The 20994-nt window shown below is 28.5% G+C and carries 16 protein-coding genes; all 16 read right to left on the bottom strand.

Features of this window, described 5'->3' with window-relative positions; genetic code table 11:
• Position 1 precedes the first annotated feature (1 nt).
• The 16 genes from HBE96_RS05840 to glmM all read right to left on the bottom strand — a co-directional run bounded on the left by HBE96_RS05840 (position 2) and on the right by glmM (position 20955).
• Positions 2–1072 carry a GTPase-associated system all-helical protein GASH gene (locus HBE96_RS05840; RefSeq protein ID WP_169296821.1) on the bottom strand — a complete coding sequence of 357 codons (1071 nt, stop codon included), beginning with the start codon at positions 1070–1072 and terminating at the stop codon, positions 2–4.
• A gap of 20 nt (positions 1073–1092) precedes the next feature.
• Positions 1093–2391 carry a metallophosphoesterase gene (locus HBE96_RS05835; protein ID WP_169296820.1) on the bottom strand — a complete coding sequence of 433 codons (1299 nt, stop codon included), beginning with the start codon at positions 2389–2391 and terminating at the stop codon, positions 1093–1095.
• A gap of 380 nt (positions 2392–2771) precedes the next feature.
• Positions 2772–2909 (bottom strand): hypothetical protein, encoded by a 138-nt coding sequence (locus HBE96_RS05830; protein WP_169296819.1) that lies wholly within the window; start codon positions 2907–2909, stop codon positions 2772–2774.
• A 45-nt stretch (positions 2910–2954) separates the two neighbouring features.
• A complete protein-coding gene (locus tag HBE96_RS05825; protein ID WP_169296818.1) occupies positions 2955–4853 on the bottom strand; it encodes a TnsD family Tn7-like transposition protein in 1899 nt (632 codons plus the stop codon).
• Positions 4854–4912: 59 nt separating this feature from the next.
• Complete coding sequence (locus tag HBE96_RS05820; protein WP_169296817.1) at positions 4913–6763, bottom strand: TnsD family Tn7-like transposition protein; 1851 nt, start codon at positions 6761–6763, stop codon at positions 4913–4915.
• A 23-nt stretch (positions 6764–6786) separates the two neighbouring features.
• Positions 6787–8463, bottom strand: coding sequence for an ATP-binding protein (locus HBE96_RS05815; RefSeq protein ID WP_425350704.1), 1677 nt, complete (start codon positions 8461–8463; stop codon positions 6787–6789).
• Positions 8453–10618 carry a Mu transposase C-terminal domain-containing protein gene (locus HBE96_RS05810; RefSeq protein ID WP_169296815.1) on the bottom strand — a complete coding sequence of 722 codons (2166 nt, stop codon included), beginning with the start codon at positions 10616–10618 and terminating at the stop codon, positions 8453–8455. The genes HBE96_RS05815 and HBE96_RS05810 overlap by 11 nt, the downstream gene beginning before the upstream one ends.
• A complete protein-coding gene (locus tag HBE96_RS05805; protein ID WP_169296814.1) occupies positions 10615–11454 on the bottom strand; it encodes a TnsA endonuclease N-terminal domain-containing protein in 840 nt (279 codons plus the stop codon). The genes HBE96_RS05810 and HBE96_RS05805 overlap by 4 nt, the downstream gene beginning before the upstream one ends.
• 298 nt (positions 11455–11752) lie before the next feature.
• Positions 11753–13579 carry a glutamine--fructose-6-phosphate transaminase (isomerizing) gene (gene glmS, locus HBE96_RS05800; protein ID WP_169296813.1) on the bottom strand — a complete coding sequence of 609 codons (1827 nt, stop codon included), beginning with the start codon at positions 13577–13579 and terminating at the stop codon, positions 11753–11755.
• 834 nt (positions 13580–14413) lie between these two features.
• Positions 14414–15850 carry a DUF4179 domain-containing protein gene (locus HBE96_RS05795; protein WP_169296812.1) on the bottom strand — a complete coding sequence of 479 codons (1437 nt, stop codon included), beginning with the start codon at positions 15848–15850 and terminating at the stop codon, positions 14414–14416.
• Entirely contained in the window at positions 15850–16413 is a 564-nt protein-coding gene (locus HBE96_RS05790) for a sigma-70 family RNA polymerase sigma factor (protein ID WP_169296811.1), read from the bottom strand. Before HBE96_RS05790 ends, HBE96_RS05795 begins: the two co-directional genes overlap by 1 nt.
• 127 nt (positions 16414–16540) lie before the next feature.
• On the bottom strand, positions 16541–16843 hold the full coding sequence (locus tag HBE96_RS05785; RefSeq protein WP_169296810.1) for a type II toxin-antitoxin system RelE/ParE family toxin: 303 nt from the start codon (positions 16841–16843) through the stop codon (positions 16541–16543).
• Between the two features lie 2 nt (positions 16844–16845).
• The gene (locus HBE96_RS05780) at positions 16846–17094 is read right to left on the bottom strand and encodes a type II toxin-antitoxin system prevent-host-death family antitoxin (protein WP_169296809.1); all 249 of its coding nucleotides are present in this window, start codon (positions 17092–17094) and stop codon (positions 16846–16848) included.
• A gap of 217 nt (positions 17095–17311) precedes the next feature.
• On the bottom strand, positions 17312–18790 hold the full coding sequence (locus tag HBE96_RS05775; protein WP_169296808.1) for a DUF4179 domain-containing protein: 1479 nt from the start codon (positions 18788–18790) through the stop codon (positions 17312–17314).
• Complete coding sequence (locus HBE96_RS05770; RefSeq protein ID WP_169296807.1) at positions 18783–19355, bottom strand: sigma-70 family RNA polymerase sigma factor; 573 nt, start codon at positions 19353–19355, stop codon at positions 18783–18785. The genes HBE96_RS05775 and HBE96_RS05770 overlap by 8 nt, the downstream gene beginning before the upstream one ends.
• A gap of 247 nt (positions 19356–19602) precedes the next feature.
• Positions 19603–20955 carry a phosphoglucosamine mutase gene (gene glmM / locus HBE96_RS05765; RefSeq protein WP_169296806.1) on the bottom strand — a complete coding sequence of 451 codons (1353 nt, stop codon included), beginning with the start codon at positions 20953–20955 and terminating at the stop codon, positions 19603–19605.
• Positions 20956–20994 lie beyond the last annotated feature (39 nt).

Genomic DNA, 20994 nt, shown 5'->3' with positions numbered 1-20994 from the left:
ACTATTCCTCGCTTATATTATCTTTAACTAATAGACATTCCAAATACATTTGATATGACCAAGTCAGTGGATCACTCTTCACTTCTTCTACATTAATTTCCATTACTTTTTGATATGCATATTTCCAAACGTTTTGTTCACTTGTCTCTAATGATTTAGAAATAGCTAGCAAAATTGGTGTATTTTCTCCATCTCCGATTATACTATAATCATTAAGTAACTGTTTCTTCCAATCTTCATCCAACAAATCTATAATTTCCACTAATGTAATATTGTTTTTATCTACTTTGCAGTGTCCTAACATCTTCCTTAAAAAAGCTTTTGCAGCATATGGCCCGGGAATCAGTTTAACTAAATCAGCTAACTCTTTACCAATAACAAGTGATATTTGATTTTGATTGACCTTCTTATTTAACTGCTTTTTCAAGTCATTACTCCACTCTCCGAATAACCAAGACAAAATATCAGAGTCTTCTTTGTAAATTTCTAATGACTTTTCCATGTTTTCTTGATTGTTCTGAAGTATATTAAAATTTGATACTATCTGACCAAGTGTTTTTGAAAAAGCAATAATACTTTCTGGGGTAAATGTTCCTGACTCCAAAGTTTTGGCTAATTCACTTATACCTTTATTCGTTATGTACCTCATACTGTGCTCGGTTTCTGATTTTCTTATGTCAGTGGCTATATCATCTAGTTTATCAGAAACAATATCTATGACCTCTGGAATAATACTTTCTTGCTTGAATAATGCAATACACATAATGGCCAACACAATATTAGTTACTTGTATGTTTTTTTCTAGCAATTCCATTAATGTCGCCCCAGCAAGCATGGATATTTCGCGTTCATTCTCATATAGAAACGTCATATCTCTATTACTGTATGATTCAACAAACTCTGCTTTAAAAGCTTCCTCTGTTGGTAATCCAAAAAATAACTTGGTCAATTCTAAAACATTAATGTCTTCATTCTCACAATACTCTTGCAAACTATCCCAACGATTCTTCAATTGCTCATGAGTTGGATCTAAGCAAACAAACTTATACCATTCACAAAACTTATCTTTCATAGTTTTCCTCCCTTTTACTTCTAATCATTTATTTTGTTCCATAGCTCATACATTTTGTTTCCCAATTTAGCTTTGTTAATTATTTTAGTTATTATATCGGAATACCGCCTAGCTCTATCGTCTTCCTCTAGCAAATCAAGTTCAATTAGAATCTCAGTCTGCCTTATATATGAGAGATCAAAAAATTTATACGCCAATTCACGTTCATTTATCTGAACTTCAGATTCGTTACTGTTCTTTTCTTTCCATTCTAAATTAATATCTTCATTGTTTTGTTCTTTTTTTAAAAATATATCTGACAAGTCTTTTTCTCTTTTTTCATCAATATTCAATATATGTTCAATAAAATTCTTACCAGCACAAAGGTCTACGTCTGGAATAAATCCATCTCTATGTTCAGCCAGTGTTCTTGGGTAAATCAGTATTTTAATTATTTTTTTATTATTAGACATCACGCATTCTATTGTTATCCAATTATATCGTGGATTCCAGTCATCGCCTCTAACAGGTTGTGCTGCACCTGATTTGATAATCACATTATCTTTTGTTAATAAAACTGATTGTGTATGCTTATGACCATATAATTGTATATCTACTCTTCTATTCATCTTTGTTTGAATATCCAAAAGAAATTTCCAACACTCTGGTGGGTGATGGCATAATGACATCATAACCGTGTCTTGTTCTCTGTTGGGAATCTGTGCTTGTCCAATATACATTAATCTATTATCTTTTGGGTATTTATGATCATCTGCATTAGAAAGAAAACATGAATTTATCCCTTGAATCTTAAGTTTCATATTATAATCTAAATTAAAGGTATGAGTCCAATTAATCATACCTGAATGTGTATTACACCCAAACATACTTGCAAAATTATTATATTCTTGAGTTGTCTTAAATAAAAGATCATTATAACAAACATCATTTATATAACTCTCAAATGCCCTATCTGTTTCATCTAGTGATTTTATACCATCTAATCGGCACTGTGCTTCGTATACAATGGAGCTTTTTCTAGGTATATTTTGATCAACATCATGGTTTCCCGGTACACAATACACTGAACTTTTACTTATATTAAACAAATTTGTTATTTCTTCTAAGAATTTTCTAGCTTTTATATACTCTTCCCTGCTTCCAGAAAACGCTATATCCCCACCCACTAAAACTCCATCAATTCTTTTTAAATTCTCAGTTGCATTAATTCTTATATCTGTAAGAAGTACATCTCTTAGATCACTATCAATATCAGCCGAATTCCCACTAGTTTTTACAAAATGAATATCAGATAAGTGTATAAAAGATATCTTTCCCATCTTAGCATCACCTCATTTCTTTAATTATGTATAGATAATCTATTACCCAATCTAAAACGTTATATTTACATAATTCAACAAACATTCATAATTATCCTTTATATTTCCTTAATAAAAACTGTAATTATTGGTATACTATTATAATATTTTCCATTAAATTCATGAAACTCGTCATATTTTATATATGATTTAAACTTTTAATTGGATATTACATAATTAGTAAATAAACTCTTAAATAACAAAAGACATTCTTCCCTATTCGTATTTCGATAGAAGAGTGCCTTTATCCTTTTAATCTATTACATTTGAATATGTTAATACCTATTTGCTCATTGTAACTAAACATTAATGTCTGTCCTAACTTCTTCATTATTTAAATTTCAACTAGTATGATACTTTTCTACTGATAGAAAATATGTGCTTTCCCAGTCTAATGTAATTCTATTTGAAGCTTTATTACTTTTAAAATATATATTAACAATCGATTTATCATTTTCCTCAAAAGCTCTCCTATCCATGTTAGCCTTGCTTTTTCTCCTTTTGAAAAAGGCCAAACTTTTATCTTAACCGCTTCCTTGCTCATGTATCTCATTGTTATTTTCTACATTAATATAATCCAAAATTTTTTCTTTTATTTTTTCAAAATCCTCACCCCTAATAGCTGCAGTTCTTTGTATCTTCCAAATCCTTATATCTTCATCGTTTTTCAATTTTCTATCTATTATCTTTTTACATCTTCTTATTTGAAATTCTTCTACTGTTTCTGTTATCTCTTTTAAATATTTTTCTGTTCTTGGCAACCTATAAATGTTATTTACTAGAGTCGTAAGGATTCCTAAAGATCTTCCTATACCAAACTTTGTTATTCTTACAGGAGTCTCTTCACTTAGCAATTCCTTATATTTATCTTTTATCAAATCAATAATTTCTTCATCTCTTTTAATCCAATCCACTTTTTTATTGCCTTTAGCAACTTTATTTTTGTTCATCAAATTTCTTTGTAACCACTCTTTATCGTTTCTATACAGATACATATACTCTTTTCCACACATTTCTCTTATTTCAGTTCTTGTTGATGTTGGATTTTGAACTACAATTTGCAAAATTACCTCTTTATATTTTTCTAATATATTACTATTCCCTATTTTTTCTTTAACTTCTACATTTACCAAACTTCTATGCCTATTAAAATAATTTACTCCTAATAAAGCATCAAATTTCAATATAGTTTTAGGATCACAGCACATAAGTCTTGCTAATTCTCTAAGCCCATATCCTTGTCTTAAATATTTTTTTAACTTACTTTCCCATAGACCTCCAAAGCTTTTTATCCTACCTATCTTATACCTATCATTCTCATGATTATCAGGGCCTTTTCTCGAATACATAAAACCACAATCACATTTGAAAGTTCCAACTGGTAATCTAGTTTTATAATCTGATGTTATTTTTAAATCCGTTACTACATCCATTTTATAATGATCTGCTACCTTGTTTAAGCATGGCCATGGACCTGCTCCAAAAGGGTTAAATTCTTTATTTATCCCCTTAAAAAATTCATTTATATCATTAACTAAAAAATTTATTAATAGCAAATGTCTTATTGGGTGTACTGTTCTACTTAAATCTCTAGTAACTACTCTAAGCCAATTATACTCATTATAATTATCTATACTAGATTCCATTAATTCTAAAAACTGTTCACCATAAAATGCTATGAACTCTTCATATAACTCGTTTTGTTTTATTCTCTTACTTGGAGTAGTTAAACCTTTTTCATATAATAAGTTCTGATATTTTTCCAATACTTTTTCTTTAGATATAAAATGTAAATCCATCTGCAATAGGTTATATGCATCCTTTGATATTTTAAACAACTTATCTTCATAATTTTTATTAGCTAAATTTATGCTTCTTAAATCAAGTAATTTTTCATTTAATCTTATAAATTCAATTCTACTAGAGTTAGTTTTATCTATAACATATTTCTTCAATTTGACTCCATGATGAGGACATACATATATACCTTGCAACTGATGTTCTCTATGAATATACGCTTCTTTATATGTCTTTAATTCATTACTAGCACAACATGGACAGTAGTATATTCCTATCTTTTTGCATATACTTCCTGATACTAAACCTAATTTTGTATAAATTCCTTTACCATCCTTACATTTTATTTCCTTGGTGAGTTCTCTTTTTCTTTGCATTGGTAAAAACGGGCTATAAAAAGGAAAAATAGTATGATTGTCTATAATATACTTTGCCGTATATTTTCCTCCTAAATTTTTAGCCAATGTATTTATGTTGCTTCCTATCTCTAAACTAGGAATTGTATTCCTGTTGCCAAACGTCTCTTCTAAGGTATCCCTACAATCTAAGTTCCCTGTATAATAGTGATATCTTGCAATTGCTGAATATACAAGTTCATCCTTGTATGGGTCTGTAAAAAAATGCATTTTATTTTTCTCCTTTTTAAATACATTTATAACCACCCATTCCATTTTTATACTATATTTTACTTAATTATTTTCTTTAAATAATCATCAATAATTTCATTAATTTGTTCCATTAATTCATTTGATATTTGTTTTTTTAATATGCCAGTTTTACCTATTATATAAGATTTTGTTGTTTTAATTTCATTCTTATATAGTTTGTCACAAAAAATTTTAACTCTTCTTAATCTGAATTCATCCACGGTTTCTAATATTTCATCAAAATATTTCTTTGTTTTAGGTAAATTATGAATACGTGTATATAATTTAAAGTTCAAACTATCTTCAATAATTGATAATGTTATTCTTTTAGGTTTTTCTAAAGAAATTAACTCTTTATATTTTATTTTTACACTCTTTAAAGTTTCCTTATCTAACTCTTCATAACTTATTCTATTTAAATTTAATTTAAAACGTTTAGTTGGTTTTGGTAAATTATCTTCTAGCCACTTTGGATTATTGTTTTTAAACCAACTAACTTGCTTTTTCAAGTTTAGACGAATATCCTCCCTTAGACAATTTGGATTTGATTTCATATAATTGATGATTTGGTTGCTATATTCAATGAAGTTATCTTTTTTTCTTCTTTGTGCAACTTCTTCTTGAGTTATAAATCCCTGTCTCTCTATATATCCTTTAACATAGACTTTAGAGCATCCCATCTTTTTAGAAGTATATGATACATTATAATTGCTTTGCTCTAAGTGCTTTACAAACTCTATTTTCCACTTTTCTCCTCTTTCTATTACTTTACTTTTTCTGAACATATCTTCTTCACTTATATCTCGTCCAGTTCTAGTATATACGTATCCACATTTACATTTAAATATTCCTTTAGGGATATTTGACCTATAGCCATTTTCAATTTCACATTTATCTATAACTTTTTCTAAATAATGTTCTGAAATCGGATTTAAGCATGGCCAAGGTCCTTTTCCAAAAGGGTTCTCATCTTCTTGAACTTTAAAGAACATCTTTATATCATCATTAGTTAGAAATAAAATAAGTAATATATACCTTAGTGGATTTACAACACTTCCTCTATTTTGAGCAATATTTCTAATCCAATTTACTTTAATATCATTAATTTTTGAGTTTAACAATTGTAATATAACATGTCCATAATATGAAGAAAAATCATTTATTAACTTATTCTGTCTAATCTTATTTTTATGAGTAATATAATTTTTCCTATTTAATAATATCATTAATTTATGTTTTATATCTTCCACGCTGTACTCTAAATAAGGTAATGTTAAAATAAAGTATGCAGCTTTAGCTATTTTTATTAGCATTTCATTAATACCTTTTTCATAAAACATTGGTTTAATCGAATTCAGTCTATTAATATCTAATCTTATGAACCTAGAGCTCGGCTCTACATTATATTCTTGCAACAAACATCCATGTTTATGACAAACCATCACCCCTTGCAATTGATGATACGTGTGAAAATACGGTTCTCCAAACATGCTTTCATCACTTTTTACGCATTCTGGACAATACCTATATCCTTTTATAGTTTTAATATCTCCTGTGGATATACCTAATATATGATATATTGCAGAACTTCCTTCAGATTTCATCAAATTTATTACTTCTATTTGTTTACTTTTAGTTATAAATGGTAAATATAAGGGAACTACTGTATGATTGTATATAAAATAATCAGATGTATATGTTTTATTACTTAATTGTTTCTCAAGATAACCTAATCTGGAAGGAAATAATTTAAATGATGCTATATCTCTTTTTCCAAACAGCTCCATTAGGGTATCCTTCTTATTAACATTGCCAATATAATAGTCATATCTTGCACAAACACTACTAATTAACTCCTCAGGGTATGGATCAGTAAAAAAATCAATCATCATTATTTACTCCCTTATTTTATTTACTCTGCTATTAAAAATTCATCAATTGGATTTTTAATATACTCATTTCGTTTTAATACTTCATATGGATGTTCTTTAGTTTTTATTGCTTTATCATATAAAGACAATAATCCAACTTCTCTAGGTTTAATCTTTTCCTTCAATTTGCCACTTTTTATTTTTTCATTAAGTTCCATTGCTTCTTTTATTGCCATAATCTTTATATCGTTATATTCCTTATTTATTGGCTGTTTCTGTACTAATTTTTCAACCAACTTCTTTATTTGTATATCATCCAAACTATCAAATATGCCTATTGAACATAAATCTATTACTAGACCTTCTATAACACTTCTCCTCTTAAGGTCTATAGTATTATTACGTTCTCTAAATAGTTCTTCTATTCTTCCAGTTAAATCAATATCTTTTCTATAATTAAAAGCTATATCATCTAAATTTATTGAAATATCTCCATATCGTCTTATTGCATATATATCATTATCTCTAAGAGCCTTTATCATGGGTTGAATCATGGAAAGATCTTCTTTTGCAGTACTTCTTAACATTTCACATGTTATCTTTTCTTTTCCTTCACTTAATGCTCTTTCCTGTGCTAGTATAAATATACTAACTGCGACTACGGTTATTCCTTGGCACTCATCATAAAATGCATTCCTTATTTCATCTGATAAAACAGTATTTTCTTTCAAGCATTGAAATTCCCACAAAGTTTCCAAGAAAAAGTTCCATTCAGCACTTTCTTTAGTCATTCTATCCCATATTACTGATCCAACACTTCCTGCTCTTCTTGCTTGTCTAAAGTTAGTAAACATTTTTTGTGCCTCATTTGTACCTATAAGTATGGTTGGAATACCTACAATATTGCTGAGAGTAACAAAAAAGTTCAACATTTCTTCTCTATCTTCTTTAGAACTAAGTAATTGCTGAATTTCATCAATTACTAATACCCCCATGCCATACATACTAACCAAGGTGGTCATATGCAATATCATTGAAGATGTGATTTTATTAGTATAGCCAAACTTCTCTAAGTATCTTGTACCCAACAAATCATCTATAGCGCTAAAAAAACTTTTACAAAGAGCTGGTAAACTTCCATCATAAGAACAATCTATTTTAAGCCACACTATTTGCGTTCTAGTAAAATTTTCACCTTTATATTGTTCATGCTTTATTATTTGTGGATACATCAATAAAAGCCTTTCAATAGCTGTGGTCTTTCCAATTCCTGATATTCCTATAACTAATAAACTATCAGCTGTAGATCTAATATGACTCATCTTTTCATTAACATTTTTTATATCAGAACCCTCATTTCTTAATTCATTTAATATTCTTAATCTTTCCAAAAAAGTTTTATCCAAAGGATTCCTGGCCAAATATCCACGTCTAATTAATACTGATAATTTTCTTTCTACCCTAATATGCTCTGGTAAAGGTTGAACAAAATTTTTAGCTCTTTTTATAATATGATACCTTAAGTTTGATGGTTTAACTTTATCATTATCTGTAATTATTGGTATTGATGTGAATCTATCTATAACCTCATCGTCAGAAAATATATTTGGTAATGCCTCTATAAAAGGGTTTTCTTTGTATTCCTCTATTTCCTGTTCCTTATAATTAGCCCTTTCAACATCACCTTTTAATATAATTATTCTTTCATTATTTTTCACGTCTCTCATCTCTTTTCTTTTTAATCATTTCCATTATTCTACTGTTACCAATATTACTCTTTTTCTCTAATTTCTCATTAATCTTAGGTAAGCTAATTACTTCTGAAATCTTATCTGAACTTTTTGCTTCTTCTTCAATTCTAAAACTTTCTTTTTCTCTATTAAATTCTTTTTCAACCGCTCTATTATCTTTTATACCTTTAACTCTCTTACTTTTGCTCATTCCATAATCTAATTCTTTTGATTTTGCTATTTGAGCTTTTTTAACTATTTTTCTTATTTCATTATCTATATCAACATTCAATTGATTTTGGTTACTCTTTTGCATTTCTTTCAATTCAGAAATAAGTTCAAAATTCAATATAATCTCTTCTAAGATACAATCCTTATATTGCTTACTTTTTTCTAAAAGATAGCAAGACTCAAAGGCTCTACCATCTTTATGTAGTATATATATATTATTCATATTTCTAGGATCATAAACTATTTCTTTGCTCCTCACTTTCGATTTAATAAACCACTGCTCTTCTAGCGCCTTTTTTGACCCATAATATAAGCCTTTGAATTTAATACCTGCTCTAGAAACACTTGCTTTACCTTTTGGAAGAATATTTAGCCTTAATATTTCCCTATCAACAATTCTTAATCTTCCTTTTTTATTCTCTATTCCCCAATTCCATAACTGTAATGGTGTGGCAACTACATTATCTATTAACATTTCTTTTTCTATTGGATATTCATTAATTATTTTTTTGTTGTGATGTATAACAAGATTAATAAATATCTTCATAAATTCTTCTAAAGTAAGAGTTGCATCTAATCTATAATCAGCATCTCCTCTTTTCCTAAATTCTTTTTGAATTGCACCTGGTGTCATATGTTTCAACTTTATATTTAAAGTTCTGAAGTATCTTTCAACAATTCCTTTCAAATCACCTCTATAAGGTGGTGTGTTTTCAACTTTAATATTTAAGTTGTTAATTAAATTTTCTACTGAATATCCTTCAAATTCACCTCTATCTGCTATTAAAATATCTGGTAGGTGGTGTGCAGGCCACTGTTCTTCATTGATATTTATGCCATAACTTTTACAAAATTCTACCTTGTCAGATATCATATTATCTAATGCCATCATTGCACCCATCCATGATGGGCCTTCTAATCCTGCATAAATACCTGTTACAAGCCTTGAAAATACATCAATTATTGCATATACTACTGGTCTTCCTATTATTCTATTCCTATCTAATGAACTAACCAAATAAACATCCGCAACTGTAGCATCAACTTGAAACCGAGTACCTGGACCATTTGTTTCAATAGTTGAATTACTTAGTAATTCCCTATTGTTTAACTCAAATTCCTTAATTCCATCTCTAAAAATAATATCTTTTTTAGGATCCTTAAATTTTTTAAACCAATAATAGAATTGATCATAAGTAGGTATTCTATCTTTATCCCAAACAATAAAATCTTTTTCTCCATTTTTAATGATAGGATCTGAAAAAAAATGTGTTAAAACATAATTATAAGTTTCAACAAGGCTTATTTTATTACTGTCTCTATAACATTTCTCAATTGCTAATTCAAACTGCCTTTTTATATCTTCCGTAACGTTTATACCTATAACAACATCACCATTAGCATCAACTCTTCTAGGTTTACCTATCTTTTTATCAGATAGCTTTTTTTCTTTTCCTTTTCCTCCTAGTTTTTTATAATCAGGAAGTAATGCATTTTTACTCATTCCTCTTTTCCAGAATTTACTGAATATTCTTTTTAAAGTTATGTCTGCCATGCCTGAAATCTCAGATATATCTTGTATAACTTTAGCTCTTGTTTTTGACTTTAAAATTTCTAACAATCTATTTTCATATACATCACTAACTATTTTCCAATAGGAGTCTCTTTTTTCCCTTTCCAATTGAGATATGCTATTCTCGTCAATACTTTTTAAATATGGATCAGAGATTTTAACTAATACATTATTATCAATTTCTTCTTTAATTTTACTTAACTTTTCCCATTTAGGCATACAAAATTCAATATCTAAACTAACAAAAGCGAATTCGTCTTTAGGTTCATCAATGTAAATTATTCTTATTCTTTCACCCACATCATCCATATACTTATAAACTGTGTTTTCAGATATCATAACGTTTTAAACTCCTTACTCAATGCATCATTTGAAATTTCAACATCAACTTTTTTATCAATATTAATTGATTCAGTTATATCTATTTTAATTACTTTTCTTGCTAATAAATGTTTAAATAAAGATATTCCTGTTCCCTTCGGTAATGACATATCTCTATCAAATAAAGATGATACTACTCTAACAGTTTCTGTTGAATCAATTATTCTTCTTATATATTCTAAAACCAAATCTGTAACTTCTGTACTTTCAATATTAGAAAACGAATCTAGCATGTCTATGTTATAATAGCTGTTAAAAAAAATTATATTTTCTGCAATTGTTTTATTTATTTCATCTTCAGTAACTATAGCCCAGCTTATACCTCTTCTCTCCCAATAAATGCGCTCAATTTCAAACTTTTCTATAATCCTTCTATTTAAAAGATCATCTTTGCTTTTAATAGTTCTAGCTACATCAATTAGATTTTCATCTTGTTTTATACTTATAAAAAAATCTGTTGTCATAACTATGTATTCACCTGTTTTTCTGTTTTTCGGATGTTCTATTCCTAATTCCTTTGCAATACTTAAAGTTTCTGACAGTGGTTGCAATGGATACTGCTCTTTTATATCCAGTACATAATCAGAATATTCCAATAAATTCAGATAATTTCTTTCCATATCTGATAACACATCATGCTGCCGTCCTGTCTTTATACCCTTAAATCTTGAACTTCTTCCTTTTGATCCTAAATCTTGTATCTTTATCCACGGCTTATATTCTTGTCCACTTCCAACGCCATATCCCTCTTTAATTCTTTTATCAATATCAAGTTTTCTAGCCCTTTTTGCCATTTAATCACTCTCCCTTTTTATAAAAAAACGCACATTCTCACCTTAGTGAGAATGTGCAGTTTAATTAACATATTCTGTATTTCACTTTCAAGCTATATACTACACATCTCAAGCATAGTATTTACTCTTTTCTTCAATTTTAATCAAAGTTTATTTCAAAATTTCAATATTTTTTTCAAAGTTTCATGATTTTTTACGAAATTTCAAAGTTTTTTACAAACCTACAGTGACAATATTAATTATAATTTGTGACAATATTAATTATAACTCACAAGCATATTAGTAAAAGTTAAACAAATTATTCAACTGTAACGCTTTTTGCTAAATTACGTGGCTTATCAACATCGCAGCCTTTTTGTATTGCCATATAATAAGATAGTAATTGTAGTGGAATTACAGATATTACTGGTGCTAATATATCCTTCACTTCTGGTATATATAATGCTGAGTCTACAGTTTTTTCTATTTCAGTATGACCTTCAAATGCAATACCTAAAACATTAGCTCCTCTTGTCTTAACTTCCTTAATGTTACTTACCATTTTGTCATACAACTTTTCTTGAGTAGCTCCTGCTATTACTATAGTTCCTTTTTCTATTAAAGCTATAGGACCATGTTTTAATTCTCCACCTGCATAAGCTTCAGAGTGAATATATGATATTTCTTTAAGCTTTAATGAACCTTCCATAGCAACTGCATAATCAAGACCTCTTCCTAAGAAGAACATATCTTTATGCATATAAGTCTTGGAAGCAAATTTCTGTATAGTTTCTTTATTTTCTAATACCTTTTCTGCTCTTTCTGGCAGTGTTAGCATTTCTTTCTTTATTTCTTCTATTTCTGCTTCACCTAATGTTTTCTTATTTTCAGCAAAGAATAAAGCTATAATATACATTGCTATAAGCTGAGTTACATATGCCTTTGTTGAAGCAACTGCAATTTCTGGTCCTGCCCATGTATACAATACATCATCTGCTTCTCTTGATACTGAACTTCCTACAACATTAGTTACCGCTATTACTCTAGCACCGTTATTCTTTGCTTCTCTAAGTGCTGCTAAAGTATCTGCTGTTTCTCCTGATTGACTTATAACAATCATTAAAGTTCTTTCATTTATTATTGGATCTCTATATCTAAATTCAGAAGCAACATCTACTTCTACAGGTATTCTTGCTAATTTTTCTATTACATATTTGCCTACAATTCCTGCATGATAAGCAGTTCCGCATGCTACTATATATACTTTATCTATATTTTCTATTTGCTCTTTTGTTATTGTTATTTTATCAAGTGTTATTGGTTTGCCCGGCATAACTCTTGATGTCATTGTATCCTTTATAGCCTTTGGCTGTTCATGGATTTCCTTTATCATAAAGTGTTCGAATCCACCTTTTTCAGCCGCATCAGCATTCCAAGTTACATGATATACATCTCTCTTTATTTCTTCTCCTTCTTCTGATAAAAGTTTTACTCCATCTTTAGTCATAACTACAAACTCTTTATCATTTAGGAGATATACATTTCTAGTATGATTTAATATTGCTGGTATATCTGATGCTATAAAGAATTCGCCTTCGCCAAGTCCTACTATCAATGGACTATCTTTTCTTACTGCTACAAGCTTGTCTGGTTCTTTTGAAGATATTACACCTATAGCATAGCTTCCTTCCATTTTAGCAACAGCTTTCATAACTGCATCTACTAAATCGCCCTTATAAAAATAATCTACTAAATTAGGTATAACTTCTGTATCTGTTTCTGATGCAAATTTATATCCTTTTGAAGTTAACCATTCTCTTAAGTGTATATAGTTTTCTATTATTCCATTGTGAACAACACTTATTGTCTCATCCGCATTACTATGAGGATGAGCATTTAAATCTGATGGTTCACCATGAGTAGCCCATCTTGTATGTCCTATTCCTAGTGCTCCCTTTAAAGGAGATTCTTCTAACTTCTTTTCAAGATTTACAAGTCTTCCTTTACACTTTGTAACATTTATTTTTTCTCCATCAAATATAGCTACTCCTGCTGAGTCATATCCTCTATATTCTAATTTACTTAATCCCTCAACTAAAATTGATGATGCATCTTTTTTTCCTATAAAACCAACTATTCCGCACATAAAAATCTCCCTTTCTTAAATCAAATTAATTTTTTTCACAACTCCAAAGCCTATAAAGTTTATCATTTTAAAACAAACAAAACTTAATAGACCTATAGCAAATTCAAAACTTGCCTTAGATTGTATTATAATAAAGGTTTTAACACCAGGCTAATATTGTGCCAGAAATCACTTTCTGATTTTATTAACCGTTAACGGTAGTGCGTTACCGTGGGGCACCCGCCGAAGATTCGATACTCCCCATCCTCGTCAACTTAAGTGAAACTCCAAATCTACGATTTGGTTAGTTGAACTTACTCGGCATAAGCCGAGTTTCCTTTTAAAATCAAATCTACTATAATCTCACAAAGTTTTTGTCCACTCCCTATAATCTACAACAAAAGTAGATTGGGTTGTTGGAACCTAAACTTATTATAAGTTCTATTCTTTCACTTAAGTCCTGGCGCTTTAAATTAAGCTATCATTTATATTTTATATTCTATTCTCATCCCCTCTCTATTGTTACTCTTATCAAGTATAATCAAGCTGTCAATTTATTATATTTATAACTACTTTTTTTGTCAACTTAAATGGTGCACTTTAAATCCTTGTTTATCATCTTATTATGTACATAAAAAGCATTTAAAGATATGTTTTATGTATTTTCAACTAGCAATTATTACTACATTTTTATATTTAAATATATATTAACTGGCAAATAGAATAGCATTTTAACTTTTACTGCTGTACATTTAACAAATTAACCAGACATCTAAATTTTTTGTTAACTTGTAATTAAAGTAACAAAAATCCTTAGAGTTACACTAACCTCTAAGGATTTTCATTATGGTGTTTTTATTTATTAAGATCAATTCTAAATTTTAAATTTTCTCCAAAATCAACATTACTAAAATCATTAGTATATATGGTATATTTCTTATTAGGAACTAATGCTTCAAATGTCTTTGTAAATTCATTAGGATTATTTTCATCTTTTCTCAAGTTATAATCTCTAATCTTAATATTTTTTCCTTTCTCATCTTTTATAAGAATATCTTGTGCTTGAAAATACGGTGCTTTACCTTGTGCTGTATATTTAACTCTAGTTTTATTATTTTCCGTTTTTATTTCTTTTATTATAATCTTACCCATGTTGCCTTGAGGAAGTTCTATTGGATATATTCCATCTATAACTTTACTTATTTCTTTAGGCTGTTTTGTATCCATTTTAATAGATGTTTCCTTACCATTCTTATCCACACTTACTCCACCACCGCCTGACGGAGTAATTTTACAAGGAATAATGGTTAAATATTTAGGAATATTTTTCATACTTATATAATTCATTTCAGAAGTAAATGTTCCTTCTTTCAAATTTCCTTCTCCACCGCCAAGACCCTTTGGAGTAAGTTCTATTCCCTTGTCATCAAAAGCAATCCAATAATCATAATCAAGCAATCCTTGTCCTCCGCTTTTTTTAGTTTTGGACTTTCCACTTAAGAAAATGGATGTATCTATTGGTGAACATACCACCTTATCAATTGTTGCACTACTATCTGGAAAATCTATTTTCTTATTTGGCTTAAACACAGTACTATTCTTTAATAATTCTTCTTTTGATATACTAAATGCGAAGTTCCATTTACCTTTTACATTTCCTATTTCGCTAACATTCAAATCCACATTAAATTTATTAGAATCTTCAGGTATTTTAGTATGGATCTCTTCAGTACCTACATAAGTATAATCATCTATATAATTTCCAGTTGAACTACCATGTGATCCACCAGGCATTTTCCCATTTATCTTTACCGAACTTAACATAAACATTGCTTCTTCATCACTTATTTTTTTGTCACTTTTTATTGTATATCCTATAACCACTTTTGAATCATCTGCTAGAACTTCATTTAATGTAAAAGTTATACCTTTATCTTTAACACTTTTATTTACTATCTGAGAATACTTTTCATATTCTCCATGAAACCCAAATTTATCGTTAAGTGTTTGTGTTATAGAACTCAATACTGGAATATTTTCAGCAAAAGCAGGTGAAGCTGTCCCTATGCCTATAATACTTATTAAACTTATAGCTGCTGCTATAGAACCATATTTTAATCTCTTAAAACCTTTTTGTCCTTTAATCTTTTTATTTAAATTTTTCTTTATTCTTTCCTTTTCAATAGTAGATATTTCTTCTTCCATTTCGTTAAATTCACTTTCTTCCATCTTTACTTCATTGAATAACTTATATATATCCTTTTCTTCTAAATTAAAATCCTTATTATTCATTACAATATCTCCCCCTTCAAAGGTATAAGCTTTTCTTTTAAAAATTTACGACCTCTTGAAAGTCTTTTATCCACCAAATTTCTGTCTACGCCAAAAATTTTTGCTATATTTTCTATTCCTTCATATAAGAAATATCTTCTTATAAATATTTCTTTATCCTCAGACCTCATTCCATTTATAGCAGTTAAAATTTCTTCTCTGTTTTCTTTTGATATTAAAGTGTTTTCTACATTAAGCTCATCTTTCAAATTATAGTCATCTATAGATTCATCTGTACTATGCTTAAAAAGTTTTCTTTTATAATCTATAGCTTTATACTTTGCTATAGCAGTAATCCAATATTTAAAACTTCCTTTTTCTGAGTCAAAGCTTTCGATATTATTCCACACTGCCCAAAACACATCATTTACACATTCTTCTACATGTTGAGCATGAAAACTTGAATTAAGCACAGTCCTCACTATCTTAAAAATCAAATTGCTATATTCATCTACAACAAATTCTAATGCTTTTCCATTTTTCTTTTTTATCTGTTCTACAAAATTATTTTGATCTATATTCACTTTTTTTCCTCCTTAAGAAGCCTCTCACAAATTAATACGAAGGTTCTATGGATTTTCTGACATTAAATTTAACAAATAATAAAAAACACCTAGTTTTCACTAAGTGCTATTAATAATAAATTTGTAATTATTGCTCATTAAGTAATGACATGTAATCTCTTTTCCCATGTAAAACACGTTGAATTGAAATTACAGCATTTTCATAAATATAAAATATAAGATACTGATTACAAATGATATATCTATATTTTGTATTTACTCCTATTTTATATTTAAGCATTGTTCCCATTTCAGGAAATTGACCTAAGTTCTCAATTTTTTCTATAATTTCTTTAACTATTTTTGCAGCAATATTAATACTTTCTTGTGCAATATAATCCTTAATATATTGTAAATCAGCAGCTGCTACTGGGTTTATTCTAATATTCACTATTAAACCCCCAAACTGCGTTTAATATCATCTAAAGTTTGCCACTCATCTCCTGTTTTTATTGCTTCATCAGCTTCACTTAACTTTGATATAAGTTTTATTATTGTCTGTTGTTTTTCATATTCAGCTATATCTAAAATGACATATTTACCTCTACCATTTTTAGTAAGAAAAACAGGTTCTCCATTTTCACAATCCCTTAGTACTTCATTATAATTACGTAAATCTGATATAGGTTTTATATTTGGCATACATATCCCTCCAAACTTGTTGTCATTATTATATGATAATTTTACTTAAAATACAACATAAAATTTATCACCATATAAAACACCTGTATTATTAAAAAAATACCCACACTCCATTACCATCAACCATTTGCATATACTATTTCTTAAAAACAAAGAGTCCATACACACTAAACTGCATATAGACTCTTTGATCTCTTATCTCATTTAACACTATTGATCATTTATTAAGATCAATTTTAAATTTTAAATCATTTCGTATTTCTATATCATCATTTATATTAGTTCCTATTCTATATTTCATGTTTTTATCCAAAGGTTTAAATTCCATAATATAATCATTAGGACTATTTTTATCTTTTTTCACCTCAAAATTATTATCCTTTCTTTCAAGATCTTTGTCTTTTTCATCTAGAATAAATAACCATCTTGCCTGATAAAATGGTGCTTGCCCTTCTGCTGTATACCTAACAATAGTTTTATCCTTTTCAGTTTTTATCTCTTTAATTATAAGCTTACCCATTTTCCCCTGAGAAAGCTCTATAGGATAAATCCCATCTATATTTTTGTATATTGGAGCTATAGTTTTTCCATCATTATCTTTACGATAAATATTCCTATAAGGTATAACTGTTAAATATTTAGGAATATACTTTGAACTAACAAATTTAAGATCATAATAAAAATCATAAGATGAATTTTTAATCTCATTACTCGAAGATCCCTTTTCTGTAATTTCGTTCCCTTTATCATCAAAAACAAACCATTTATCATACAACATATTTCCCATCATAATATCTTGTTTAAAAGCTTTTTTTCTCTTATCAACATTTTTATACTCTTCTTTGTTATATTTACCATTAATCTTTATAGAAGTATTTATAGGTGTAAAACTTACTTTTTCCACATTAATAGTAGCATCTTGAAATTTTATTTTAGTATTAGGTTTAAACGTCTTGGTATTTCTAAGTATTTCATCTTTTGAAACACTAAATTTAAAAATCCAGTTTCCTTTTACACCATATATCTCTTTTACATCTATATCTACATTAAAAACAGATGGAAAATTTTTATTTCCTATATCCATATTATCTGAATTTATATAAGTATGATCATCTAAATATTTTCCATCTTGCCATGAGCCACTATCAGCATATTTACCATCTATTTTTATGGACCTTATCAGTGTGAAAGGCGTGAAATTTTCATTTTTTCCTTGAGCTTCAATAGTATCCTTTCCACTTTTAACAATATTCTTTATATCACTTTCACTTTTTATAGTATAACCTATCATTAAGCTGCTTTCATCACACAATACTTCATTTATTGTTAACGTTATTCCTTTATCTGTTACACTTTTATTTACTACCTTAGAATACTTTTCATATTCTCCATGATCACCTGATCTACTATCATGAAATGCTTGAATTATAGAATTTAAAGCTGGAACATTTTTAGCAAGGGCAGGCATAGCTGCACCAATGAATACTACAGCTACTGCTGCAACAGCCGCAACCTTATATCTAAACTTTCTCACACTATTTTTATCTTTAATGTTTTTCAATAAATTCTTTTTTAATCTTTTCTTTCTCAAATCATCCATTTTTAAACTTCCATCTTCATAATTTTCTTTATCGTCCATATCTATATAATTCAATAATTCCAACATATCTTTTTCATCAAATATATCTCTATTCATTTATGCACCCTCCTTTTCTTAAAAATGTAAGCTTTTCCTTTAAAACTTTCCTACCTCTAGAAAGTCTATTATCAACTGTGCTTCTATTCATTCCAAGACAATTTGCTATATCAACTATATCTTCTTGTATTAAATATCTTCTTATAAAAATTTCCCTATCTGGTTCATTTAAATCTTTTATAGCTTTAATAACTTCTTCTTTGTTTTCTTTTGATACAACTAAGTTTTCCACTTGTTCCTTTGCCTCAAAAATATAATCTTCTATACAATCAACATTAGTATCTTTAATAATTTTCTTTTTATAATTTATAGCTTTATATTTTGCTACTGCCTTAAACCAATATTTAAAACTTCCCTTTTCCTCATGAAACTTATCTATGTTATTCCAAAGACACATGAATATATCATTAATACATTCATCTATATAGCTAGAATACTGATTAGAACCAAATACTGAAAATACTACTTTATATATATAATCACAATAATTATCAAAAACATATTCTAAAGCTTTTGAATTCTTATTTTTCAGTTCTTTAATAAAATTGTCCTCATTTATTCGCATTTTTACCTCCCAATTATTCATTATTATTTTTACACCTAAATTACATTACACATATGAAATAAATATACCAACTTACTTTTCGTTTATTTTCTAATGTTTTTTGTATAAAACAATTCAAAAAGCGCTTTCATATACTAATACAAATCCTTTTATGCTTTTCTATCACTAAAAGATACTTTTTTCTATACTTTTAATATAAATGTAAAAAAAGACACAGGATATTCCCATGTCTTTTTGTATATTTATATTAATTATTAGCTTTTTTCTCAATAAGTGCTGCTAGACCATGTGCCATTTCATCTAATTCACTTTGAACTTCACCTTCAAGCATTACTCTAACTAATGGTTCTGTTCCTGAAGGTCTTATTAAAACTCTTCCACATCCATTTAATTTTGCTTCTATTTTATTTATTTCTTCAACTATTTCAGCATCTTCTAAATATATGTTTTTCTTATTATTAGGAACCGTAGCATTAGCTAAAACTTGTGGTAATTCTTTCATCATAGAAGCTAATTCTGATAAAGTCTTTCCAGTTTCCTTAACTATAGCAGCCATTTGGATACCTGTAACTAGTCCATCTCCAGTGGTATTAAAATCTGTCATAATTATATGACCTGATTGTTCTCCACCTAATTTATATCCTTCCTTAACCATTTCTTCTAGTACATATCTATCTCCAACTTTTGTTTTTACTGTATGTATATTTTCTTTCTTTAATGCAATATCTAATCCAAGATTACTCATAACAGTAACAACTACTACATCTTTATCTAGCTTGCCCTTATCTTTTAAATGCTTACCTATTATGGCCATTGTAAAATCACCACTAATTAAGTTTCCTTTTTCATCTACAGCTAAACATCTATCAGCATCTCCATCAAAAGCTAATCCTAAGTCGCATCCTTTTTTCACAACATAGTCCATTAGCTCTTCTGGATGTGTTGAGCCACAATTTTTATTTATGTTTATTCCATCTGGATCATTATTTATGACATAAACCTGTGCACCAAGATCTTTAAAAGCTTTTACTGAAGTTATATATGATGCTCCATTTGCACAATCTAAGGCAACCTTAAGTCCTTTTAAATTTACATCTATAGTTGATTTAGCAAATTCTATATAATCTCCTATAGCTTCTCCTGCTTCTTCTATTTTTCTTCCTATATCTTCACCAGTTGGCATTGGTACTCCCTGAAAGTTACTTTCTATAACACTTTGAATTTTATCTTCTAATTCATCTGATAACTTGTATCCTTGTGAATTGAAAAATTTTATACCATTATATTCTACTGGATTATGAGATGCTGATATAACAACTCCTGCATCAGCTCCATACTTTCTTGTTAAATATGCTACTGCTGGAGTTGGAATAACACCTACACATACCGCTTCTGCACCTACTGAAAGTATGCCTGATACTAAAGCATTTTCAAGCATGTCTCCTGATATTCTTGTATCCATTCCTACAAGTATTTTAGGTTTATGTGTTCCTTCTGTAAGTACAAATGCTCCCGCTTTTCCTAATTTATATGCCAATTCTGCTGTTAACTCTTTATTAGCTATTCCTCTAACTCCATCAGTTCCAAACATTCTATGCATAAACAATACCTCTCTTTTTATTATTAAGTTCTAATATAG

The organism is Clostridium muellerianum (assembly GCF_012926525.1).
In the GTDB taxonomy this organism is placed as follows: domain Bacteria; phylum Bacillota; class Clostridia; order Clostridiales; family Clostridiaceae; genus Clostridium_AM; species Clostridium_AM muellerianum.
This window is presented reverse-complemented; position numbering and strand designations above follow the sequence as displayed.

Coding starts and splice junctions, on each gene's coding strand:
- HBE96_RS05840 (WP_169296821.1), bottom strand. CDS start 1,072: ATGAAAGATAAGTTTTGTGAATGGTATAAGTTTGTTTGCTTAGATCCA.
- HBE96_RS05835 (WP_169296820.1), bottom strand. CDS start 2,391: ATGGGAAAGATATCTTTTATACACTTATCTGATATTCATTTTGTAAAA.
- HBE96_RS05830 (WP_169296819.1), bottom strand. CDS start 2,909: ATGGATAGGAGAGCTTTTGAGGAAAATGATAAATCGATTGTTAATATA.
- HBE96_RS05825 (WP_169296818.1), bottom strand. CDS start 4,853: ATGCATTTTTTTACAGACCCATACAAGGATGAACTTGTATATTCAGCA.
- HBE96_RS05820 (WP_169296817.1), bottom strand. CDS start 6,763: ATGATTGATTTTTTTACTGATCCATACCCTGAGGAGTTAATTAGTAGT.
- HBE96_RS05810 (WP_169296815.1), bottom strand. CDS start 10,618: ATGATATCTGAAAACACAGTTTATAAGTATATGGATGATGTGGGTGAA.
- HBE96_RS05805 (WP_169296814.1), bottom strand. CDS start 11,454: ATGGCAAAAAGGGCTAGAAAACTTGATATTGATAAAAGAATTAAAGAG.
- glmS (WP_169296813.1), bottom strand. CDS start 13,579: ATGTGCGGAATAGTTGGTTTTATAGGAAAAAAAGATGCATCATCAATT.
- HBE96_RS05795 (WP_169296812.1), bottom strand. CDS start 15,850: ATGAATAATAAGGATTTTAATTTAGAAGAAAAGGATATATATAAGTTA.
- HBE96_RS05780 (WP_169296809.1), bottom strand. CDS start 17,094: ATGCCAAATATAAAACCTATATCAGATTTACGTAATTATAATGAAGTA.
- HBE96_RS05775 (WP_169296808.1), bottom strand. CDS start 18,790: ATGAATAGAGATATATTTGATGAAAAAGATATGTTGGAATTATTGAAT.
- HBE96_RS05770 (WP_169296807.1), bottom strand. CDS start 19,355: ATGCGAATAAATGAGGACAATTTTATTAAAGAACTGAAAAATAAGAAT.
- glmM (WP_169296806.1), bottom strand. CDS start 20,955: ATGCATAGAATGTTTGGAACTGATGGAGTTAGAGGAATAGCTAATAAA.